We start from the raw sequence: 20,072 nt of genomic DNA, 5'->3' as shown, positions 1-20,072 counted from the left end.
AGGTGATTCCATGTTTTCTAGTGTGGAGGAGTTTGAGTGGTGTTTTAAAGAGAAGCTAGAAAGTATGCATGGAAAGAGTACTGCAGATAGCACTACTCAAGAGCGATTTCAAACACTCGGAACGATGATTCGTGAACATATAAGCGGTAATTGGCTGGGAACGAGTGAACAATACCGCTTAGAGCGAAAAAAACAAGTATATTATTTATCAATTGAATTCTTATTAGGAAAGCTTTTAAAAAGTAATCTAATTCATCTAGGGCTTAGGGAGTTATGTGAATCTGGCCTCGCGAGATTAGGCATTTCTTTGAGTGATCTTGAGGAGTTTGAAAGCGATGCTGGTCTAGGGAATGGTGGATTAGGACGATTAGCATCATGTTTTCTGGATTCATTAGCATCTCAAGACTTGCCTGGTCATGGATGTGGCATTCGCTACAAACATGGCCTATTTGATCAAAAAATTGTTGATGGATATCAAGTAGAGCTGCCTGAACAATGGCTGAAATACGGAAATGTTTGGGAAGTTCGAAGAGATGATGAAGCAATTGAAGTTTTATTTGGCGGAGAAGTAGAAGTATATAATAATAAAAATCGATTGGAATTCCGCCTTCATGGTGCAGAAGCAATCACAGCCGTACCATATGATTTACCGATTATCGGCTACCATACAACTACTGTAAATACATTGAGATTATGGAGTGCTGAAGCGTCTACTCATTCTTCAAATAAATCACTAATGAAATATAAGCGAGAGGCAGAAGCAGTTTCAGAATTCTTATATCCTGATGATACACATGATGAAGGAAAGATCTTACGTCTAAAACAGCAATATTTTTTAGTTTCTGCAAGTATTCAAAGAATAGTAGATTCATATAAGGAGCAGTATGGTAATATTCGTAAACTTCATGAAGAAATTGCTATTCATGTAAATGATACACATCCAGTTTTAGCGATACCAGAATTGATGAGAATTTTAATCGATGTTGAAAAGTTATCCTGGGATGAAGCATGGGAAATTACAACTCAAACGATTTCATATACAAATCATACAACTTTATCGGAAGCACTTGAAAAGTGGAGAGTTGATTTATTTAAGCCGTTATTGCCAAGAATTTATATGATTGTAGAAGAAATAAATGAAAGATATTGTAAAGAGCTCTGGAGCAAATACCCAGGTGATTGGGATCGAATTGAACAAATGGCTATAATCGCTCATGGAGTCGTTAAAATGGCTCATTTAGCAATTGTAGGCAGTAAGAGTGTAAATGGAGTTGCTGAAATCCACACCGAAATTTTAAAACAAAGAGAAATGAAGCTTTTTTATGAGTATGAGCCATTCAAGTTTAATAATAAAACAAATGGTATTACTCATAGAAGATGGTTACTTCAATGTAATCCCGAGCTTAGTAGTTTAATAAATGATTCGATAGGAAACGGTTGGATACAAGAACCAACTCAACTTGAGAATCTATTAGAATATCAAGATGACGATGCATTTTTAACGCAATTTATGAGTGTAAAGAAAAAGAGAAAAGAAGTTCTCGAAAAATATGTACACTATACAAATGGAATTGCATTAGATACAGATTCAATTTTTGATATTCAAGTAAAGCGGATGCATGCATATAAAAGACAATTACTAAATGTTTTACATATCATGTATTTATATAATCGTTTAAAGGAAGATTCACATTTTAAAATGCATCCAAGAACTTTTATTTTTGGCGCAAAGGCATCTCCTGGTTACTATTTTGCTAAAAAGATCATTAAATTAATTCATTCAGTGGCTGATATTGTTAATAATGATCGATATATTAGTCAATTTATTAAAGTAATTTTTATTGAAAATTATCGAGTTTCATTAGGTGAAATTATTTTTCCAGCAGCGGATATTAGTGAACAAATCTCGACTGCAAGTAAAGAAGCTTCAGGTACTGGGAATATGAAATTTATGATGAATGGTGCTTTAACACTTGGTACACTTGACGGAGCAAATATTGAAATCTTAAGAGAAGTTGGCGAAGAGAATATATTTACATTCGGTCTTACAGCTGACGAGGTATTAAATTATTACCAATACGGTGGATATAAAAGCAGTGATTATTATCATCATGATCCGCGAATTAAAAAGGTGTTAGATCAAATGCTTCATGGATTATTCCCGTTACCAAGAGAAGAATTTGAACCAATTTTTGATTCGCTCATGTCTTATAATGATGAGTACTTTTTACTTAGAGACTTCTCCTCATATGTAAAAGCGCATGAATGTATCAATCAAACGTATCAAAATAAAAGAGATTGGTCTATAAAAAGTCTTAACAATGTTGCGAAATCTGGATTTTTTACGAGTGATCGCACGATTCGTCAATACGCATCAGAAATTTGGAATATTCATCAAAGAACCTTACACCATTCTTAACCTCCTCTTAGATAATTAGGAGGTTTTTCATTTATTGATGAATATTCGGGAAAGGAGAGATACGTTGAAATTCCTTTCGGTTGACTATGATAAGGCCTTAGAATTATTACTTTGCATTGAACAGGCATATGCTCAGTATGATAATGATGGTAAATTTATGGTCCCATCAAAATATTCATTAGTAGATACAATTAAAGCACGTGCAATTAGAGAACTAGAATGGTTTGGCTATATTATTGAAAATGATGTATCTGTGATTATTGTGTTTCGAGGAACGATGTCAGATTTAGATTGGTTAGCTGATCTGAAAATTGATCAAGACTTGTTCCCATATGTGAGGAACGGTGGGAATGTTCATTCTGGGTTTCTATCAATTTATCAATCTTGTCGAGAAATGCTTTTAGCAATTGTGAAGGAAAAGGCTCTTTCAAAAAAAATATTCATAGCGGGGCATAGTTTAGGTGGTTCATTGGCCACGTTATTAGGATATGAAATAACAATGACTGGAATTTGTAACCCAAATGTTTATTCATTTGGCTCTCCAAAAGTAGGAAATACAAAGTTTAAAGAAAGCTATGACGAAAATGTTAGGCATAGTTTAAGGTTTGTAAATTTATATGATATGATCCCTTTAAGCCCACCTTTTAAAATAGAATTGAAGCCATTAAAAATTTATTTAGAATACGTTCAAGTGAAACAACCAATTACTTTTGCATTAAATAAAGGTTCTATTCGAAGTAGTCACGATCTATCGACTTATATTGAAGGTGTTAAAAAGATGCAGTCAGATTTTGATTATACTCCAACTTTTACTTACAAATTACGTGAAAACGAATTAGTTGAAGAGGAAGTAATCTAATGGAAAAAAACTAGTCAAGATTTTAATGACTAGTTTTTTTATGTAAACTAAATAACGCTTTTATAGTAGCCTGAATTAATCATTACCATCCAGTAGATTACCAAGTCCGCCTAATATACTTCCTTCTTCTTTAGATGAGTTTGGTAAGTATTGGCCAATTCGAGAAGCTAATCTTGCTAAAGTTAATGATTGAACCCAAATTGTTCCAGGACCTTGTAATGTAGCGAAGAATAGACCTTCTCCTCCAAAAAGTGCAGTTTTTACATTTCCAACATATTCAATTTCATAATTCACACCACCAGTGAAGCCAACGATACATCCAGTATCAATTTTAACTTTTTCACCTGGTTGAAGTGTTTTTTGGTAAATTGAACCACCAGCATGTAAGAAAGCAAGTCCATCACCTTCGAGTTTTTGCATGATAAAGCCCTCACCACCGAATAGACCGGTACTCAATTTCTTTCTAAACTCGATTCCAACTGAAGTTCCTTTTGCTGCTGCTAAGAAAGAATCTTTTTGACAAATAATTTTATTTCCATACTTTTGTAGATCTAACGGAATAATAGTCCCAGGGTATGGAGCGGAGAAACTGACTGTTTTTAAAGTGCTTGAACGGTTAGTAAAACTAGTCATAAACAAGCTTTCGCCTGTAACTAGGCGTTTACCAGCTCCGACCAATTTTCCAAATAATCCACCTGATTGTGATGAACCGTCACCAAATATTGTTTCAAGTTCGATGCCATCATCCATCATCATCATCGCGCCAGCCTCAGCAATGACAGTTTCCTTCGGATCAAGCTCTACTTGTACAAACTGCATATCATGGCCATGGATTTTATATGTAACTTCATGAGAATTTTTCATTTTTATTCCTCCTTTTAGTTTAACTATACAAATATTGTATTACTAAAATCTAATTATTTAAAAATAAAAAATTAGATAAATTATTACAGAATCCTCATTTATTTTTACTGCTTAATGAGAAATTATACCATTTTTAAAGGAAGCCAGGTGGGTCTAAATGTATAAAAGATGAATTATAAGAATTATATAAAAAATTCCCTCAATTATGGCTAAGTGTCATTGACGCACTTTTTTAGATATGATATATTTAAGTTACTATTAACTGCATATTTATTTGAAGGTAAGAAATTAACGATACATTTGCACTACAAAATTTTTAGTAACGCTCATTTTTCTTTGTCTTGAAAAGAAGTTTTGACCACTTTCAATGTTGTAGCAATCCTAAGCTGATTGGACAATGACGTTCTTTTTCTTCACCCCTCTTTTATGCACGCATTAATAGTGTATATATGTATTTCTAGGAGGTATTATCGATGGAATTCGGTAAAGTTAAATGGTTTAACAGTGAAAAAGGTTTTGGATTCATCCAAACTGAAGGTGGAAACGACGTATTCGTACACTTCTCTGCAATTCAAGGCGAAGGTTTCAAAACTTTAGAAGAAGGTCAAGAAGTTGAATTCGAAATCATCGAAGGAAACCGTGGACCACAAGCTGCTAACGTAAACAAAAAATAATTTTTGTTATGTTCAAGGCATCCTTTTTTAGGATGCCTTTTTATATTAATATAGAAATCTATCAATTTAGTAAAAAGATATTGTAGTTTAAATAAGTTGCAAATAATGACCAAATAGAATAGGGAATAAGTAAAACAAATGCAGTTTTTGACTGTTTATAAGCGATTGAAGCTAAAAGAACTGCTGTAACAAAGACGAGTCCACAATCAATTGTAGCCATAAGTAAATCTTTTTGTTTGAATTGAAAATAACTAAATAATTGATTAAATACATAATTAATAATCAATATAAAATAAAACCCTTTAGCTTTTTTGAAGGATTCTCCTGAAGAAACGATTATACATACGCTTAAAGAAATGAAAGAATATAAGAATGCCCAAATAATTCCGATTGTTTTTCCTGAAGGAGTATAGCTAGGTTTATTTAGATGAGCATACCAAGCCGAGTCGACCGGAAATAGAATAGAAGAAATAAAAAATAAACAGTATATGGAGAAAAATAACACGATTAACTTAATATTCATAAAACCTCCTCAATAAAGTTGTATTGATTAAGTATATGTATATATTTTGAAAATATAAAAAAAACGATCACATTGTAGTAATCGTTTTTTCATGAAAGGCTAACTCACTTAGTACTTTTCAATATCTTTTACATCAATTTCAGATAACTCACCATTTAAAGCTTGTTCCTCATAATCATCAAGATCTTGTTCATATTGCTCGTGTTTTTTTGTAGGATAGACAGTTCGATTTTTTCCGTAAATATCTGTACCGATAAAGTTTTCAAATTCTTCAACATAACCTACATTTTCATAGCTCTCAGTAAATGTGCTTCCATACTCTTCAATATTATTGAATTCAAAATCAGACGGTGTTTGAGAATTACCATATCTTTCAACATCTTGTAATGCGTCTTCAGCGTCATACATCATTGAGCGATCTTTAGGATCTCTACTAAATGGTGGGTTTAGAACTTCTTCCTCAATAGGACGATCGTATCTTATACTAGAACTTGAAATATGCTGATCGTGAGTATGTTCAATCATTGCTTTAGCTGTTGGAAGAGCTTCCAGACGTTCAAAAGGTATTTCTTCACCACTTACTTCACATATACCATATGTTCCATTTTCAATTTTTTCTAAGGCTGTGTTAACATCATTTAGTTCATTTCTTAAATGCTCATGAAGAGAAATATCTTTTTCACGCTCGAATAATTCTGTACCTAAATCACCCGGGTGGTTGTCTGCAAGTGAAAGCTCATCAACAGAATCTCTAAGTGAATATGGTGTAAAGGCTGGATCATTTAGTCTTTCTTCTATATGTTTTTTTTGTTTTAGTAATTCGGTTTTTAAAGTTTGGATTTGTGATTGTGAAAGCATCATGCTCCCCCTTTTCAATAAATGAATATGACTACCCATATTTTGTTCAAAAAGGGGGAAAACATGAATTAAGTTTTTTGAGGAATTGTTCTTTCTTAATTAGGAAAAAATATTTCCAATTATTAAGCCTATAACAAGAAGGAATCCCATTATAGTATTTGTTTTTGCTGTTGCTGCCATGGCTGGCATCATTTCAATTGGTTGGGTTTTACCTATAAATCCTTTTGTTGCTTTAATAGCAACAGGAACACTTATTAAGGAAATAAGCGCAAAAGGTGTAATTAAATTCGTGATAACAAATACAATAACTAAAGCATATGCAACTGCAAATAATGAACCAATAAAGATAATTGAATTCTTTTTACCTAATAAGATAACAAGTGTTTTTCGTCCATTTTCTTTGTCATTATCTAGGTCACGAATATTATTTGCTGTTAAAATTGCTCCAATTGTAATTGAAGTAGGAATAGAAAGTAAGATCACATTTGTTGGTAAATTTCCAGCTTGAATATAGTAAGTAATTCCAATAATGACAACTCCCATAAAAAAGCCTGCTACTAACTCACCGAATGGAGTGTATGCAATTGGAAGTGGTCCCCCAGTATAAAAATAAGCTGCTGCCATACAAATAAGTCCAATAACTGCGATCCACCAGCTACTTTGAATACAAATATAAATACCTAATAAAAGTGCGATACCAAAAAAAGTAAAAGCAAGATTTATAACAGTTGAAGGTTTAATACCATCTCTTACGATTGCTCCACCGATACCGACTGAACCTTCATGATCAAGCCCTCTTTTATAATCATAATATTCATTAATCATATTTGCAGCGGCTTGGATTAATAAACTTGCGATCAGCATTGATAGAAATAAAAGTAAATGAAATGAGTGATCTATGTGCGCTAACATTGTTCCAATCGCAACAGGAATGAACGCTGCGGTTAATGTATGTGGTCTTAATAAATTCCACCATGTTCTAAAACCTGTTGAGGAAGTTGGAGATTGAATAGTTGGTTGCATTTTTAACATCCTCCTTTTTAATATTATTTGAAAATGTAGGTCATTTTACTTTAAAAAAGTATGGACGAACTTCATAAAATTGACAGTCTACATTCATCGTTGTATCTTTAGTTATATCATGTATTTAACGTATATTTAAGCTAGGGGGAACTATTATGCTTAGAACAGGTCAAATGGAATCGATTGCCTTCTTTGAGGACTCTCTTCAAAAGGCAAAAGCTTGTTCAAAACGCTTCATTTGTAAAGTGGAAAAAATAATGAATATCCATCCCCTAAGTGTTTACCATTTTTATCATGAACTGGGTTTTACTGAACGCTTTTATTGGTCAAACCAAGAAAACTCATTAATTCTCACAGGAATTGGTACTTTAGTTCCTTTTCATCATAGTACAGAAGAACAGTATTCTGCAATAGAAAAAGAATGGAAACGCTTTGGAGAGCAAGTGTATATCGAGCAAGAAAATTGCTTTGGTACAGGACCGATAGCTCTTGGGGGTTTCTCTTTTTTTGATAACTATAAAAATGATCAAGATTGGAAGAATTTTGGTACTTCTCATTTCTATGTACCTAAATTAATGGTGACGGTTACAAACGAAGGGACATTCATCACAACTAATTATGAAATTAATGAACAAACTTCAGTAGAGGATTTATTGCTTCAATATAAAGAATATGACGACTTTTTAGAAAAGTTTGGAATGAAGCAACCTAGCTTTACACAATCAGAATGTATTAACAAAGATGAATTTGAACCAAATGAATGGATTCAAAGTGTAAAAAAAGCAATTCGTCAAATGAAAAAGGATGAATTAGAAAAAGTTGTTTTAAATCGAACTTTAAATGCAACATTTTCTAAAGAAATAAATTCAACAAAAGTAATTTATGAACTAGAAGCAACAAGAAATGTTAACTATGTTATTTCTTATCAATTAAAAGATACTGTATTTATTAGCGCTACACCTGAGAGATTAATTTCTAAGAAAAATAATACAGTTTCTTCAATGTGTCTTGCTGGTTCTGCCGCTAAAGGAAGAACAAAGGAAGAAAACAAAGAAGCTGCAAATTGGTTATTAAATAGTAAAAAAAATATTGGTGAACATGCTTTTGTTGTAAATTATATAAAAGAAACTCTTCAACAATATTGTAATGAATTATTAATACCTTCAACACCAAGAATAATGGCGACAAAAAGCTTATTACATTTATTCACGCCAGTTGAAGGAAAGTTATATCATCATGTTTCTTTAATTGAATTAATTCAAGCACTACATCCAACCCCTGCACTTGGAGGATTTCCTAAGGAAGAAGCATGTAAATTAATACGTGAACTTGAACCTGTGGACCGAGGTTGGTATGGTGCACCGATTGGATGGATTGATTTAAATGGGAATGGTGATTTTGCTGTAGGGATTCGTAGTGCCTTAATTAAAGGAGATAAAGCAAAATTATATGCTGGTTGTGGTGTTGTACAAGATTCAAAACCAGAGGAAGAATTTTTTGAAACTGGTGTAAAGTTTCTGCCAATGCTAAATGCATTAGGAGGGTTACGAAATGAAAGATAATGAAGCACTAACAAAGTATATTGGCGCTCTTGTAGATGAAATAAGTGCATTAAATATTAAAAACGTTGTAATAAGTCCTGGATCACGGTCTACACCAATAGCGATGTTAGTAAATGAGCATCCGAAATTAAAGTCATATATTGCTGTAGATGAAAGAGGGGCAGCATTTTTTGCTTTAGGTATCGCTAAAAGTACGAAACAGCCTACAGTATTAATCTGTACTTCTGGAACAGCTGCTGCTAATTATTTGCCAGCTATATCTGAAGCAAAAGAATCTAGAGTTCCATTGATTGTACTGACAGCCGATCGACCACATGAGCTTAGAGATATTGGTGCACCACAAGCTATGAATCAAATTGGTTTATATGGTTCATTTGTAAAAAAATTCATTGAGCTAGCCTTACCAGAGGCTTCTACTGCAATGTACCAATATGCACGTGCAAGCGTTAATCGACTGTTCCGTTCTTGTATGACCGCTCCAATCGGGCCCGTACATATGAATGTGCCACTTCGAGAACCATTGGTTCCAAACTTTTCAATTGAGGATTTATTTTCAGCAGGAAAACGTAAAAATTCTGCTCACACAATTCTTACTGAAACGCTAGCGACAATATCAAATGAAACAAGTAGTGAGTTCACCAAGCTTTTTCAATCAAAAAGAAAAGGCTTATTAGTTTGTGGTCCGTATGTTGAAGAAGAAGCCTTAAAGAAGATTAAAACTTTAGGGAAATTATTAGACTATCCGGTTCTATGTGATCCTCTTTCTAATGGAAGAACGATTGGTGGTAATGAAGAATCGAATGTGATTGATACATATGATACATTTCTACGTTTTGATGATGTTGTTGATTCGCTTGATTCTGAAGTTATCATACGATTCGGAGCAATGCCTGTATCTAAAACCTTTAGCCAATATATACAAAAGCAAAAAGATTGCGAGCTAATTGTAATTGATGAAGGAGACCTATGGAGGGACCCAACGTTAAAAGCAACTCAAATGGTTTCTTGTGATGATATCCAGTTTTGTAATGCAATTTTGGAGTCTTATCAGAAAACAAGTAGTCAAGAAATAGATTGGTTAAATAAATGGAAAACAATTAATGAAAAAACAAAAAATGGACTACAACAAGCAGAACAGTTTGATGAACTTTTTGAAGGGAAAATTGTTCAAGTTTTAGCAAAAAATTTACTTGAAGAAAGTACGTTGTTTGTTTCAAACAGTATGCCAATTCGTGATGTGGATACATTTTTACATAATCAATCTAAAAAGTTTAAAATTGCTTGTAATCGAGGGGTAAATGGAATTGATGGGACAATTGCAACCGCATTAGGGATGGCAGCTGCTGGAGAAAGTGTCACTTTATTAATTGGAGATTTATCTTTCTATCATGATTTAAACAGTCTAGTTCTTTCTAAACTACATCATTTAGCTTTAAGAGTGATCCTTGTTAATAATGACGGGGGTGGAATCTTCTCGTTTTTACCTCAATCAAAAGAAGAAAAACATTTCGAAGACTTATTCGGAACTCCTTTAGGATTGGAATTCGAGCATGCTACAGCACTTTTTGGAGGGGTTCATACAAAAATTCATAATTGGTTTGAACTTGAAGATGAATTAGCTAAAAAGAATAATGGATTACATGTAATTGAAATTCAGACAAATCGTAAAGAAAATTATGATCTTCATCAAAAAGTTTGGAGCCTTGTCAAAGCAGAATACGAGAAATGAAATTAGGTGTTCTTGATCATGGAAATTAAAATAAATGAGGTCACATATTCATACACTGAATCTGGCCAAGGACAAACAATATTATTATTGCATGGTTTCACAGGTTCTAAAACGACTTGGGGAAGTTTAATAAGTAAACTAGTAGAACGGAATTATCATGTCATCGCTATTGATTTATTAGGACATGGATTGACAGATAGTCCAATTAGTGAAGAGCGGTATAGAATGGAGTTTGCTGCTAAAGATCTACATGATTTTTTAGAACAAAAGCAAATTGATTCTGTACATCTATTAGGCTATTCGATGGGAGGTAGACTAGCCCTCTATTTCGCTTTAGCCTATCCAACAAAAATTAGATCGCTTATATTAGAAAGCTGCACTGCTGGTCTTCAAACGGAAAATGAAAGATTAGCCCGGATTAAACAAGACAATCATTTATCTTCAATGATCCTAAATGAAGGAATTGAAGCATTTGTTAATTATTGGGAAAACATTCCCTTATTTTCAACTCAAAAGAATTTGCCATCAGAACAACAACAAAAGATAAAACAAGGAAGATTAAATCAGTCTCCAATTGGCTTAAGTAATAGTCTAAAAGGGATGGGAACGGGCATTCAACCATCTTTATGGAGTGACTTGAAACAATTTAAAAAACCTACTTTATTAGTTTGTGGCGAATATGATGAAAAGTTTTGCTTAATAATGGGGAAAATGAACGAGAAGCTAGAAAATAGTGAAATTAGTAAAATTCCACAAGCTGGCCATGCAATTCATGTGGAACATTCGGAAAAATTTGCTACAATAGTAATTGGGTTTTTATTGAAAAGAGAAAAGGAGGAAATTTCATGACTATTGAATGGGTACAAGAAAGAAAGTATGAAGAAATTCTATATTCTACATATAATGGAATTGCAAAAATTTCAATTAATCGTCCACACGTACATAACGCATTTACACCATTAACAGTATCAGAAATGATTGATGCATTTGCATATGCAAGAGATGACGAAAAAATTGGTGTTATTATCTTAACAGGTGAAGGCGGAAAAGCATTCTGTTCTGGTGGAGACCAAAGCGTTCGCGGACACGGTGGTTATGTTGGTCAAGACCGCATTCCTCGTCTAAACGTACTAGATTTACAACGCTTAATTCGTGTTATTCCGAAGCCTGTCATTGCAATGGTAGCTGGTTATGCAATTGGTGGAGGTAATGTATTAAACGTAGTATGTGACTTAACAATCGCTGCTGAAAACGCTAAATTTGGACAAACTGGTCCTAAGGTTGGTAGCTTTGATGCTGGTTATGGCTCAGGCTATTTAGCTCGTATTGTAGGGCACAAAAAAGCTCGTGAAATTTGGTACTTATGCCGTCAATATAATGCACAAGAAGCATTAGATATGGGCTTAGTTAATAAAGTAGTACCTTTAGAAGAATTAGAAGCTGAAACAGTTAAATGGGCTGAAGAAATGCTTGAAAAATCCCCAACTGCACTTCGCTTCTTAAAAGCAGCAATGAATGCAGATACAGACGGATTAGCTGGACTTCAACAGCTAGCTGGAGATGCAACACTTCTTTACTACACAACTGAAGAAGCAAAAGAAGGTCGCGATGCATTTAAAGAAAAACGTACACCTGATTTCGATAAATTCCCACGTTTTCCTTGATTTGATAAAAGCTTGATGAGAAATCATCAAGCTTTTTTTGCACCACTCATCAATCAGGAGAGTATTCCTAAATAAACTTTGATAACAGTCAGGAAGTGTTTTTGATGAATCAAATTCCGAATTTTTTGCTTGAGAGAGTCAGATTAACTCCTAATCGAATAGCCATTGCAACGGATGAGGAGGAAATTACGTTTAAGGAATTACATGATCGAGTTATAAATCTTGCATATAAATTTCATCATGTTGGTATAAAAGATGGTTCTCACGTTTCAGTTTTAATGAATAATTCCGTTGAATTTATAGAAGTTGTTTATGCACTTCATTTTATTGGAGCAACATCAATTTTACTGAATATAAGATTAAGTAATGACGAAATAGTCTATCAATTAGAAAATAGTGATTCTGAATTTTTAATTGTCGCAAAATCAAATACGCTGAAGATACCTGAAAATATAAAACTGTTAAATATAAATGAAATAGAGAACAGTGAATCAAAAGAATTTCCAATCAAGTCTAATTTTGATGGAGATAAAATCGCAACTATGATGTACACATCGGGTACAACGGGATTCCCAAAAGCAGTTTTACAAACTTATTCTAATCATTGGAGCAGTGCAATTGCTTCAGTATTAAATTTAGGATTAGATCATAAAGATGTGTGGCTTGTTTGTTTACCAATGTTCCATGTGGGTGGTTTATCCACTGTTTATAAGAGTGCGATTTATGGTATGAAAATTGTATTAACGAATAAGGCTGATGCACCTACCATTAGAGACAGCGTCAAAAAGCATAATGTAACAATTCTATCAGTTGTAACAAAAGTATTAAATGACCTCCTAACAATTGTTGAAGGTACAGATGATTTAAACAGCATAAGAGCAGCATTACTTGGTGGAGGACCTGCTCCTATACCTCTTTTACAAAAAGCAAGCGCATTAAAAGTCCCTGTATATCAAACGTACGGTATGACTGAAACTTGTTCACAAATTGCAACGCTTTCTCCTGAATATATGCTTTCTAAAATTGGTTCTGCAGGTAAAGCCTTATTTGGGTGTACCCTTGAGATCAGAGATAATCATAGAACTTGTTTACCAAAAGAAGTAGGAGAAATTGTAGTAAAAGGGCCGAACGTGAGTAAAGGGTATTATAAACTTAGCAAGTTAACTGATTCGTCAGAGTATCTATATACTGGTGATTTAGGTTATGTAGATGAGGACGGATTTTTATTTGTAGTTGACCGCCGAAGTGACTTAATTATTTCCGGTGGTGAGAATATATATCCAGCTGAGATTGAATCAGTATTATTATCGCACCCAGATATCATTGAAGCTGGTGTAACAGGCAAAGAAGACCCAAAATGGGGAAAAGTACCTGTCGGATTTGTTGTAAGTAAATCTTCTAATCCTCCGTCACAAGAAGAACTAATCGAGTTTTGTCGAGATAAAATCGCAGGGTATAAAATTCCAAAGAAAATAGTTTATGTAGACAACCTACCAAGAAATGCAACAAACAAGCTAGTTAGAAGAGAACTACTTAAGCTTCTATAAGGGGAATAAACATGTTAATTAAACAAGTTGAATTATTTTTAATTGAACAGCCTCTAAAAATACCTTTTAAAACAAGTTATGGTACATATGAAAAACGTGAAAGTATTATTGTTAAAATTTTAGATGCTAATAGAATATGTGGATATGGAGAAGTGGTTGCTTTTTCGGAGCCGTGGTATACCGAGGAAACGATTCAAACAGCTCTTCATACTTTACAGGATTTTTTTATTCCAATCTTATTAAATAAGCGGTTTAATCATCCTAGTGAAGTTGCTATTCAATTAGATCAATTTAAAGGCAATCAAATGGCCAAATCTGGGCTTGAAGGCGCATATTGGGATTTGTATTGTAAACTAAATTCAATCACTTTAGCAGAAGCTTTAGGGGGTAATAAGGCAGAAATACCAGTTGGAGTTGTAATTAGTATAGATGAACCAATAAAAATGTTGAAACAAATAGGTGCATATATAACTGAAGGATATGAACGATTTAAAGTTAAAGTTTCAAAAGAAAATGATTATGAAATTGTATCAACTATAAGAAATAGCTATCCAACAATCCCTCTAATGATTGATGCCAATTCAGATTATTCAATTGAAGACATTCCGAAACTAAAAAAATTAGATGAATTTAATCTGTTAATGATTGAACAGCCCTTTGGGGAGCGCCAATTCATCGAGCATGCAATTCTTCAAAAGGAAATTTCTACTCCAGTCTGTTTAGATGAAAGTATTTGTTCGATAGAGGATGTTCAAATTGCGTATGAATTGAACGCTTGCGAAATCATTACAGTAAAACCTGGGAGAGTCGGAGGGTTAACTAAATCAATTGAAATTCATGATTATTGTGTCGAAAAGAATATTCCAATTTGGGTCGGAGGCATGATTGAAACAGGGATTTCTAGAATTCAAAACGTTGCATTAGCATCTCTTCCCGGTTTTACAATACCTGGAGATATTTCGGCTTCATCTAGACATTGGGAACATGATCTCATTTTTCCAGAGGTAGCTTTAGAAAATGGAAAAGTTAAAGTACCAGTTGACTCTGGTTTAGGGGTAGAAGTGGATGAAGACAGAATCCGAAGCATTTCTAAAAATATTTATAAATATACTTCTCAGTAGAAAGGGTAAAAAAAATACGATCAAATTAAACTTGTCATTCTTTTCAAGTTTCTTTGACCGTATCTTTTTTTATTTTATCAGGTACAGGATCATAACCACCTGGATGTAGTGGGTGACACTTAAGTATTCTTTTGGTTGTTAAATAAGTTCCTTTAAGCGCACCGTGGGTTTGTATTGCCTCTAATCCATAACTAGAGCAAGTAGGATAGAATCTACACGTTGGTGGCGTTGCAGGTGAAATCCATTTTTGATAAAATCGAATGATTCCAATTAAAATTTTATTCATAAACAAACCTTTCGTCTGCTTAAATTATTTCTCATCATGGTTATTTTTCATTTTTATATCTTCTAGCTTATCGACTTTATGTTGTACACCGTAGCCTTTATTTACAGAAAGAACGAAAGCACCGAATACAACAACGATAATTATTCCACTAACAACAAATACTCCAGTCATACTATATCCTCCTAAAAAAAGTTATACTACTATGATATAGTATACTGTCCAATATGAAAGAATCAAATGTTTTCATAAAGTTTTAGGAATATTATTTCAATAATGATGAAACATTTTAATAGAAATAGTACAATGGAAAAACAAGTATGAATGTAGGAAGGTTAAAATGTACATATTTAAAGATTTTTACCATAATACAGTTGAATTATCATTTGAGAAACATCCATTTTCATCCGATCCAAAACATGTTTGGGTTATTTGTAAATACAATGACCAATGGTTACTAACAGACCATCAAAGAAGAGGATACGAATTCCCAGGCGGAAAAGTAGAAGAAGGCGAATCACCTGAAGAAGCAGCTAAACGTGAAGTATTAGAAGAAACAGGTGGAAATGTATCTAAAATTAATTATTTAGGGCAATATCGTGTTACAGGTAAGGATAAAATTATTATAAAAAATATTTATTTTGCCGAAATAGGCGAACTTTTAACACAAAAGCACTATTTTGAAACAAACGGACCTGTATTAATAGACGAGTTTCCACCAAACATTAAAAAAGATCGCCGATTTAGTTTTATCATGCGTGACGAAGTATTTTCACAAAGTTTAAGTTACTTGAATACTAAAAAAAGCTCACTTTTATAAGATGAGCTTTTTTAGTGTTTATGAGGAAGAAAAACATCCCGAAAAAGGAAAAAGGTTCCTCATAAGGGGGAAATCTCGCGGCATAAAAAAAGCTCACTATTTTAGGTGAGCTTTAATACGTATTACGCCAAATTATTTATTTATCGTTTTTCTCTCAATAAATTCAACAATAATATACATCAAACCAGCACATACACTTATGATTCCTACACTCATTAGTACGAGTGTGAAATTAAATACTTGGAAGCCATAAACGATTAAATAGCCAAGTCCGTTTTTTGAAACTAAGAACTCTCCGACTATCACTCCTACCCAAGCTAAGCCGACATTTACTTTTAATGTTGAAATGACGGTAGGTACACTAGCAGGAAAGATAACATTTTTAAAGATTTGAGTTTTTGTAGCTCCAAAACTTTTAATGACTTTTACGTAGTTTTCATCTACTTGTAAGAAGGCTTGATAAATAACCAACGCTGTAATGACAAAGCTTATAATGATCCCCATTGCGATGATGGACGAATATGAGGGGCCAAAAATTACGATGATGATTGGACCAAGTGCGACTTTTGGCATGGCATTAAAGACGACTAAGAATGGATCTAGTACTTTTGAGGCGAATGGATACCACCAAAGAAAGATTGCCAGAATGACCCCGAGAATAGTTCCTAAAATGAATCCAACGAGTGTTTCAGTGATTGTAGTCAAAGCATCATGATAAATCGAGCCATCTCCTAATTTTGTGCTAAGTAAATCGTAAATTTTAGTAGGTGAACTAAACAATAATGGGTCGATTATTTTTCGATGACTTAAAAGCTCCCAAGCTATAAAAAAGATCATTATAATTAATAGTTGAAAGAAAAAGATGAGTAGCTTTTTACGGCGATTTTTTTTGACAACACTGGCGTGATAGGATTTTAGTTCTTCATTTACTTTATCCATGTTTCTCCAACTCCTTCCAAATTGCAGAAACATAAGAAGAAAAGAGTGGTTGGTGTCGTGTTTCAAAAGGGGAGCGGATACGTAATTCTTCTGGTAAATTGAAAATTTTTGATATTTTTGTAGGAGCTTTTGTTAACGTAATAACCCGATCACACATGGCTACTGCTTCTTCAATATCGTGAGTTACTAAGATAGCAGTAGTATTTAACTTCTTAAATAGATTGAAAACTAACTCTTCAAGCTTTACTTTATTTTGATAATCTAGAGCTGAAAATGGTTCATCCAATAATACAATTGAAGGGCTTGTAGAAAGTGTTCTCACTAATGCAACGCGTTGTCTCATCCCACCGGATAGTTCTCTTGGATATGCATTTTCATAATCCTTTAGCCCAACTTCATTTAACAACTCTAGCGTTCGATTTTTATTTTCTTTTGAGTCTTTATCTAGAATCTGAAGACCTAGAAAGATATTTTCTTTAATCGTTTTCCAAGGGAATAAATAGTCATGCTGCAGCATGTAACCAATTTCCCCGGATTTTATATTATAAGATTTACCTTTAAACTTTACTGTACCGTCATATGGTGTAAGCAGTGAAGAAATGATTGATAAAAGTGTGCTTTTTCCACAGCCACTTGGACCTAATACGGATACAAATTCACCTTTTTCGACTTCAAACGTTAAGCCATCCAATATTTTAATTGCTTTTTCCTTCGATAAAAATACATGAGATAGATCGTTAACTGTTAAATAACTCATTTTGTTAACCTACTACTTCTCCGTAGATTTTTCAGCGAATTTTGTATCAACTAAAACTGAGTGTGGAACTTCTTTAGGTAATACACCGGAGTTCTTCATAATCTTTTGAAGATTATTCCACTCATCTTCTTCTAATATTGGATTTGTTGAATAAGAATTTTGAGACTTATAACGTTCAATAACTTTTATTGAAATGTCTAAAGGCGTATCTTTAAAGAATGGTGCAACACTTTTTGCAATCTCTTCTGCAGAATGAGTATCAACCCATTGTTGGGCTTCATAAATTGCATCTGTAAATTTTTGAGCCGTTTTCGCATTCTTTTTCAAATAACTTTCTTTTGCGATAAAAGCGGTGTAAGGAACTTTACCGGATTCCAAACCGAATGAGGCAACGATTTTACCTCTTCCTTCTTTTTCCATAATACTTGCTGTAGGTTCAAACAATTGAACATATTCCCCAGTACCTGAAGCATATGCATTCGCGATATTTGCGAAATCAATATTCTGGATAAGGTTCAAATCTTTATGTGGATCGATCCCATGTTGACTTAGGACATATTCGCCAACCATTTGTGGCATTCCACCTTTTCTTTGACCTAAAAATGTTTTGCCTCTTAGTTGGTCCCAATTAAATGGTACAGTTTGATTTCTAGCTACTAGAAATGTTCCATCAGTTTGAGTCAATTGGGCAAAGCTTTTTACTGGGTCATTTGCACCTTGAGCGTATACATATATAGTTGTTTCAGGTCCAACTAATCCAATATCTGCACCGTTTGACAGTACAGCCGTCATCGTTTTATCTCCACCAGCAGTAGTTGTTATTTCGACATCCAATCCATGCTTTTTGAAGATTCCTTCACTAATGGCGACATATTGAGGTGCATAAAACAATGAATGTGTAACTTCAGCAACTCTTACTTTCGTGTTTCCATCTTTCGGTTTATCTTTCGAACATCCACCTAAAATAGAAGCAACTAATAAAAACAAAATAACGAGCCATTTGATTTTCATTTAATCCCTCCTAATCGATAATATACAATTAGCCTATGCAATAGGAATAAATGGGTGAATGCGGAGTACTGACTGTGTTAAAATCTCTCGTTACGTATGATTTATCTAGGGTGTACAAGATAAGCTGGTTGAAGAAAGAAAAACCTCTCTTACTTCCTTTTTTAGGAAATGAGAGAGGTTTTTATTTACTCTTTGAAAAAAAATTTCGAGTATCTTCACGAATTTCATTTGGTAAAACATTTTCTAATTCTTTGTTTAACCATGAAAGTGTTTTATTACGTAAATAATCATGCATTTTTTCTTCGGCAGAGAGCATCACTAAATTGATTGTACAGGAGGCACTTGGAGTACATCCTTTTTCTCTAAAAAGGTAACCGTTATCTTTAATATTTTTACATTGAAATATTGGCTTAGAACCTTCAATTGCTTCAATTACATCCCAAAAAGAAATTTCTTCTGGAGATTTGGCAAGTTTAAAGCCCCCCTTAACTCCTGGAACTGAACTTACAATACCAGCTTTAGACAACTTACTAAAAATCTTTGATAGATATGTATCTGAAACACCTTGAAAGAAGGATAAATCCTTTATTCCAATTGGAGAATCTTCAGGAGTGTCAATTAAATAAACAAGGCAGTGAAGTGCATACTCAACTCCAACGCTATACTGCATTAAAACACCTTCTTCGTAAATAAGATTATTTTTAATTAATCTTAGAAATGTTTTATTTCTTTGTCAAACAATTACTTTTAGAAGCAATTCAAGGGTAAAAGAGGTTTGACATAATGAAATAAATGACATATTATAGATAATATAAATCGGCGATTAATATTGTCGCTAATTTATAGATTTCCAAGAACGACACTAAATTCAATTATTTTTAGAATTAACTTTTTTAGGGGGAATTAAAATGGAAAAACAAATTAATTATTATAAACTGGCACCAGAAGCATTAAAAATAATGATGGAAATGGAAAAGTATATTAAATCAGCGGGTATAGACGATAAAATTCGTGAATTGATTAAAATACGCACTTCACAAATAAACGGTTGTGCATTTTGCCTTGACATGCATACATCTGAAGCAAGAGAAATAGGCGAAACGGAACAACGTTTATACTGTATTAGTGCATGGAGAGATTGTGATTTTTACACAGATGCAGAAAAAGCAGCTTTAGAATTAACGGAGCATATTACAGAAATTTCGAATAAAGGCATATCTGATGAATTATATAATCGTGTAAGAAAACACTTTACTGAGGAAGAATATGTAAATCTTGTATTCATCATCAATCAAATTAATAGTTGGAATCGTATCTCTATTTCTATGGGGAATAGACCAGCTGAAAAATAAGAACCTAATCAAATTCGTAGTGGTATTAATAAAAGAATGAGCCGATTATAAAATGTACCCTTTGTAA

21 protein-coding genes are annotated in these 20,072 nt (G+C 33.3%); 11 read left to right on the top strand and 10 right to left on the bottom strand.

Annotation, left to right across the window (positions count from 1 at the left end):
- Positions 1-10: 10 nt before the first annotated feature.
- Both CN925_RS20515 and CN925_RS20510 read left to right on the top strand, forming a co-directional pair.
- The gene (locus CN925_RS20515) at positions 11-2,419 is read left to right on the top strand and encodes a glycogen/starch/alpha-glucan phosphorylase (RefSeq protein ID WP_098848659.1); all 2,409 of its coding nucleotides are present in this window, start codon (positions 11-13) and stop codon (positions 2,417-2,419) included.
- Between the two features lie 37 nt (positions 2,420-2,456).
- Positions 2,457-3,278, top strand: coding sequence for a lipase family protein (locus CN925_RS20510; RefSeq protein WP_286138566.1), 822 nt, complete (start codon positions 2,457-2,459; stop codon positions 3,276-3,278).
- A gap of 75 nt (positions 3,279-3,353) precedes the next feature.
- On the opposite strand, the gene CN925_RS20505 is transcribed toward CN925_RS20510, so the two are convergent.
- Positions 3,354-4,142 (bottom strand): TIGR00266 family protein, encoded by a 789-nt coding sequence (locus tag CN925_RS20505; protein WP_098848657.1) that lies wholly within the window; start codon positions 4,140-4,142, stop codon positions 3,354-3,356.
- Between the two features lie 473 nt (positions 4,143-4,615).
- On the opposite strand from CN925_RS20505, the gene CN925_RS20500 reads away from it, so the two are divergent.
- Positions 4,616-4,816, top strand: a complete 201-nt coding sequence (locus CN925_RS20500; RefSeq protein WP_088013613.1) for a cold-shock protein — start codon at positions 4,616-4,618, stop codon at positions 4,814-4,816.
- Positions 4,817-4,877: 61 nt separating this feature from the next.
- On the opposite strand, the gene CN925_RS20495 is transcribed toward CN925_RS20500, so the two are convergent.
- The 3 genes from CN925_RS20495 to CN925_RS20485 all read right to left on the bottom strand — a co-directional run bounded on the left by CN925_RS20495 (position 4,878) and on the right by CN925_RS20485 (position 7,229).
- Positions 4,878-5,339: a TspO/MBR family protein gene (locus CN925_RS20495; protein WP_098848656.1), complete on the bottom strand. Its 462-nt coding sequence runs from the start codon at positions 5,337-5,339 to the stop codon at positions 4,878-4,880.
- A 108-nt stretch (positions 5,340-5,447) separates the two neighbouring features.
- Positions 5,448-6,197: a TraR/DksA C4-type zinc finger protein gene (locus CN925_RS20490; RefSeq protein WP_098848655.1), complete on the bottom strand. Its 750-nt coding sequence runs from the start codon at positions 6,195-6,197 to the stop codon at positions 5,448-5,450.
- Between the two features lie 99 nt (positions 6,198-6,296).
- A complete protein-coding gene (locus CN925_RS20485) occupies positions 6,297-7,229 on the bottom strand; it encodes a 1,4-dihydroxy-2-naphthoate polyprenyltransferase (RefSeq protein WP_483295219.1) in 933 nt (310 codons plus the stop codon).
- 146 nt (positions 7,230-7,375) lie between these two features.
- Here CN925_RS20485 and CN925_RS20480 point away from each other — a divergent pair, with 146 nt between their 5' ends.
- The 6 genes from CN925_RS20480 to menC all read left to right on the top strand — a co-directional run bounded on the left by CN925_RS20480 (position 7,376) and on the right by menC (position 14,843).
- A complete protein-coding gene (locus tag CN925_RS20480) occupies positions 7,376-8,782 on the top strand; it encodes an isochorismate synthase (RefSeq protein WP_098848653.1) in 1,407 nt (468 codons plus the stop codon).
- Positions 8,772-10,511, top strand: a complete 1,740-nt coding sequence (gene menD / locus CN925_RS20475; RefSeq protein WP_098848652.1) for a 2-succinyl-5-enolpyruvyl-6-hydroxy-3-cyclohexene-1-carboxylic-acid synthase — start codon at positions 8,772-8,774, stop codon at positions 10,509-10,511. The genes CN925_RS20480 and menD overlap by 11 nt, the downstream gene beginning before the upstream one ends.
- 18 nt (positions 10,512-10,529) lie before the next feature.
- Positions 10,530-11,360 carry a 2-succinyl-6-hydroxy-2,4-cyclohexadiene-1-carboxylate synthase gene (gene menH / locus CN925_RS20470; RefSeq protein WP_098848651.1) on the top strand — a complete coding sequence of 277 codons (831 nt, stop codon included), beginning with the start codon at positions 10,530-10,532 and terminating at the stop codon, positions 11,358-11,360.
- A complete protein-coding gene (gene menB, locus CN925_RS20465; protein WP_056473277.1) occupies positions 11,357-12,175 on the top strand; it encodes a 1,4-dihydroxy-2-naphthoyl-CoA synthase in 819 nt (272 codons plus the stop codon). Before menH ends, menB begins: the two co-directional genes overlap by 4 nt.
- A 104-nt stretch (positions 12,176-12,279) precedes the next feature.
- Positions 12,280-13,722 (top strand): o-succinylbenzoate--CoA ligase, encoded by a 1,443-nt coding sequence (locus CN925_RS20460; protein WP_098848650.1) that lies wholly within the window; start codon positions 12,280-12,282, stop codon positions 13,720-13,722.
- Between the two features lie 11 nt (positions 13,723-13,733).
- Positions 13,734-14,843, top strand: a complete 1,110-nt coding sequence (menC, locus tag CN925_RS20455; protein WP_098848649.1) for an o-succinylbenzoate synthase — start codon at positions 13,734-13,736, stop codon at positions 14,841-14,843.
- Between the two features lie 43 nt (positions 14,844-14,886).
- Here menC and yidD read toward each other — a convergent pair whose 3' ends face one another.
- Positions 14,887-15,129, bottom strand: coding sequence for a membrane protein insertion efficiency factor YidD (yidD, locus tag CN925_RS20450; protein WP_098848648.1), 243 nt, complete (start codon positions 15,127-15,129; stop codon positions 14,887-14,889).
- A gap of 24 nt (positions 15,130-15,153) precedes the next feature.
- Positions 15,154-15,300, bottom strand: coding sequence for a YtzI protein (gene ytzI, locus CN925_RS20445; RefSeq protein ID WP_098848647.1), 147 nt, complete (start codon positions 15,298-15,300; stop codon positions 15,154-15,156).
- Positions 15,301-15,466: 166 nt separating this feature from the next.
- Between ytzI and ytkD the strand changes: the two genes are divergently transcribed.
- A complete protein-coding gene (gene ytkD / locus CN925_RS20440; RefSeq protein WP_098848646.1) occupies positions 15,467-15,946 on the top strand; it encodes an RNA deprotection pyrophosphohydrolase in 480 nt (159 codons plus the stop codon).
- A gap of 132 nt (positions 15,947-16,078) precedes the next feature.
- Here ytkD and CN925_RS20435 read toward each other — a convergent pair whose 3' ends face one another.
- The 4 genes from CN925_RS20435 to CN925_RS20420 form a co-directional block, all read right to left on the bottom strand.
- Entirely contained in the window at positions 16,079-16,885 is an 807-nt protein-coding gene (locus tag CN925_RS20435) for an ABC transporter permease (protein WP_098848645.1), read from the bottom strand.
- The gene (locus tag CN925_RS20430) at positions 16,878-17,642 is read right to left on the bottom strand and encodes an ABC transporter ATP-binding protein (RefSeq protein ID WP_098848644.1); all 765 of its coding nucleotides are present in this window, start codon (positions 17,640-17,642) and stop codon (positions 16,878-16,880) included. The genes CN925_RS20435 and CN925_RS20430 overlap by 8 nt, the downstream gene beginning before the upstream one ends.
- A gap of 12 nt (positions 17,643-17,654) precedes the next feature.
- Entirely contained in the window at positions 17,655-18,647 is a 993-nt protein-coding gene (locus CN925_RS20425; protein WP_483295220.1) for an ABC transporter substrate-binding protein, read from the bottom strand.
- Between the two features lie 187 nt (positions 18,648-18,834).
- On the bottom strand, positions 18,835-19,323 hold the full coding sequence (locus tag CN925_RS20420) for an RrF2 family transcriptional regulator (RefSeq protein WP_098848642.1): 489 nt from the start codon (positions 19,321-19,323) through the stop codon (positions 18,835-18,837).
- Positions 19,324-19,561: 238 nt separating this feature from the next.
- On the opposite strand from CN925_RS20420, the gene CN925_RS20415 reads away from it, so the two are divergent.
- Entirely contained in the window at positions 19,562-20,005 is a 444-nt protein-coding gene (locus tag CN925_RS20415) for a carboxymuconolactone decarboxylase family protein (RefSeq protein WP_098848641.1), read from the top strand.
- Positions 20,006-20,072: the final 67 nt, after the last annotated feature.

The sequence above is a fragment of the Bacillus sp. AFS055030 genome, assembly GCF_002574545.1.
Classification (GTDB): domain Bacteria; phylum Bacillota; class Bacilli; order Bacillales; family Bacillaceae_G; genus Gottfriedia.
This window is presented reverse-complemented; position numbering and strand designations above follow the sequence as displayed.

What these genes read in the sequence shown, in the direction of transcription:
- CN925_RS20515 (WP_098848659.1), top strand. Translation starts at nt 11, where the DNA reads ATGTTTTCTAGTGTGGAGGAGTTTGAGTGGTGTTTTAAAGAGAAGCTA.
- CN925_RS20510 (WP_286138566.1), top strand. Translation starts at nt 2,457, where the DNA reads ATGAATATTCGGGAAAGGAGAGATACGTTGAAATTCCTTTCGGTTGAC.
- CN925_RS20505 (WP_098848657.1), bottom strand. Translation starts at nt 4,142, where the DNA reads ATGAAAAATTCTCATGAAGTTACATATAAAATCCATGGCCATGATATG.
- CN925_RS20500 (WP_088013613.1), top strand. Translation starts at nt 4,616, where the DNA reads ATGGAATTCGGTAAAGTTAAATGGTTTAACAGTGAAAAAGGTTTTGGA.
- CN925_RS20495 (WP_098848656.1), bottom strand. Translation starts at nt 5,339, where the DNA reads ATGAATATTAAGTTAATCGTGTTATTTTTCTCCATATACTGTTTATTT.
- CN925_RS20490 (WP_098848655.1), bottom strand. Translation starts at nt 6,197, where the DNA reads ATGCTTTCACAATCACAAATCCAAACTTTAAAAACCGAATTACTAAAA.
- CN925_RS20485 (WP_483295219.1), bottom strand. Translation starts at nt 7,229, where the DNA reads ATGTTAAAAATGCAACCAACTATTCAATCTCCAACTTCCTCAACAGGT.
- CN925_RS20480 (WP_098848653.1), top strand. Translation starts at nt 7,376, where the DNA reads ATGCTTAGAACAGGTCAAATGGAATCGATTGCCTTCTTTGAGGACTCT.
- menD (WP_098848652.1), top strand. Translation starts at nt 8,772, where the DNA reads ATGAAAGATAATGAAGCACTAACAAAGTATATTGGCGCTCTTGTAGAT.
- menH (WP_098848651.1), top strand. Translation starts at nt 10,530, where the DNA reads ATGGAAATTAAAATAAATGAGGTCACATATTCATACACTGAATCTGGC.
- menB (WP_056473277.1), top strand. Translation starts at nt 11,357, where the DNA reads ATGACTATTGAATGGGTACAAGAAAGAAAGTATGAAGAAATTCTATAT.
- CN925_RS20460 (WP_098848650.1), top strand. Translation starts at nt 12,280, where the DNA reads ATGAATCAAATTCCGAATTTTTTGCTTGAGAGAGTCAGATTAACTCCT.
- menC (WP_098848649.1), top strand. Translation starts at nt 13,734, where the DNA reads ATGTTAATTAAACAAGTTGAATTATTTTTAATTGAACAGCCTCTAAAA.
- yidD (WP_098848648.1), bottom strand. Translation starts at nt 15,129, where the DNA reads ATGAATAAAATTTTAATTGGAATCATTCGATTTTATCAAAAATGGATT.
- ytzI (WP_098848647.1), bottom strand. Translation starts at nt 15,300, where the DNA reads ATGACTGGAGTATTTGTTGTTAGTGGAATAATTATCGTTGTTGTATTC.
- ytkD (WP_098848646.1), top strand. Translation starts at nt 15,467, where the DNA reads ATGTACATATTTAAAGATTTTTACCATAATACAGTTGAATTATCATTT.
- CN925_RS20435 (WP_098848645.1), bottom strand. Translation starts at nt 16,885, where the DNA reads ATGGATAAAGTAAATGAAGAACTAAAATCCTATCACGCCAGTGTTGTC.
- CN925_RS20430 (WP_098848644.1), bottom strand. Translation starts at nt 17,642, where the DNA reads ATGAGTTATTTAACAGTTAACGATCTATCTCATGTATTTTTATCGAAG.
- CN925_RS20420 (WP_098848642.1), bottom strand. Translation starts at nt 19,323, where the DNA reads ATGCAGTATAGCGTTGGAGTTGAGTATGCACTTCACTGCCTTGTTTAT.
- CN925_RS20415 (WP_098848641.1), top strand. Translation starts at nt 19,562, where the DNA reads ATGGAAAAACAAATTAATTATTATAAACTGGCACCAGAAGCATTAAAA.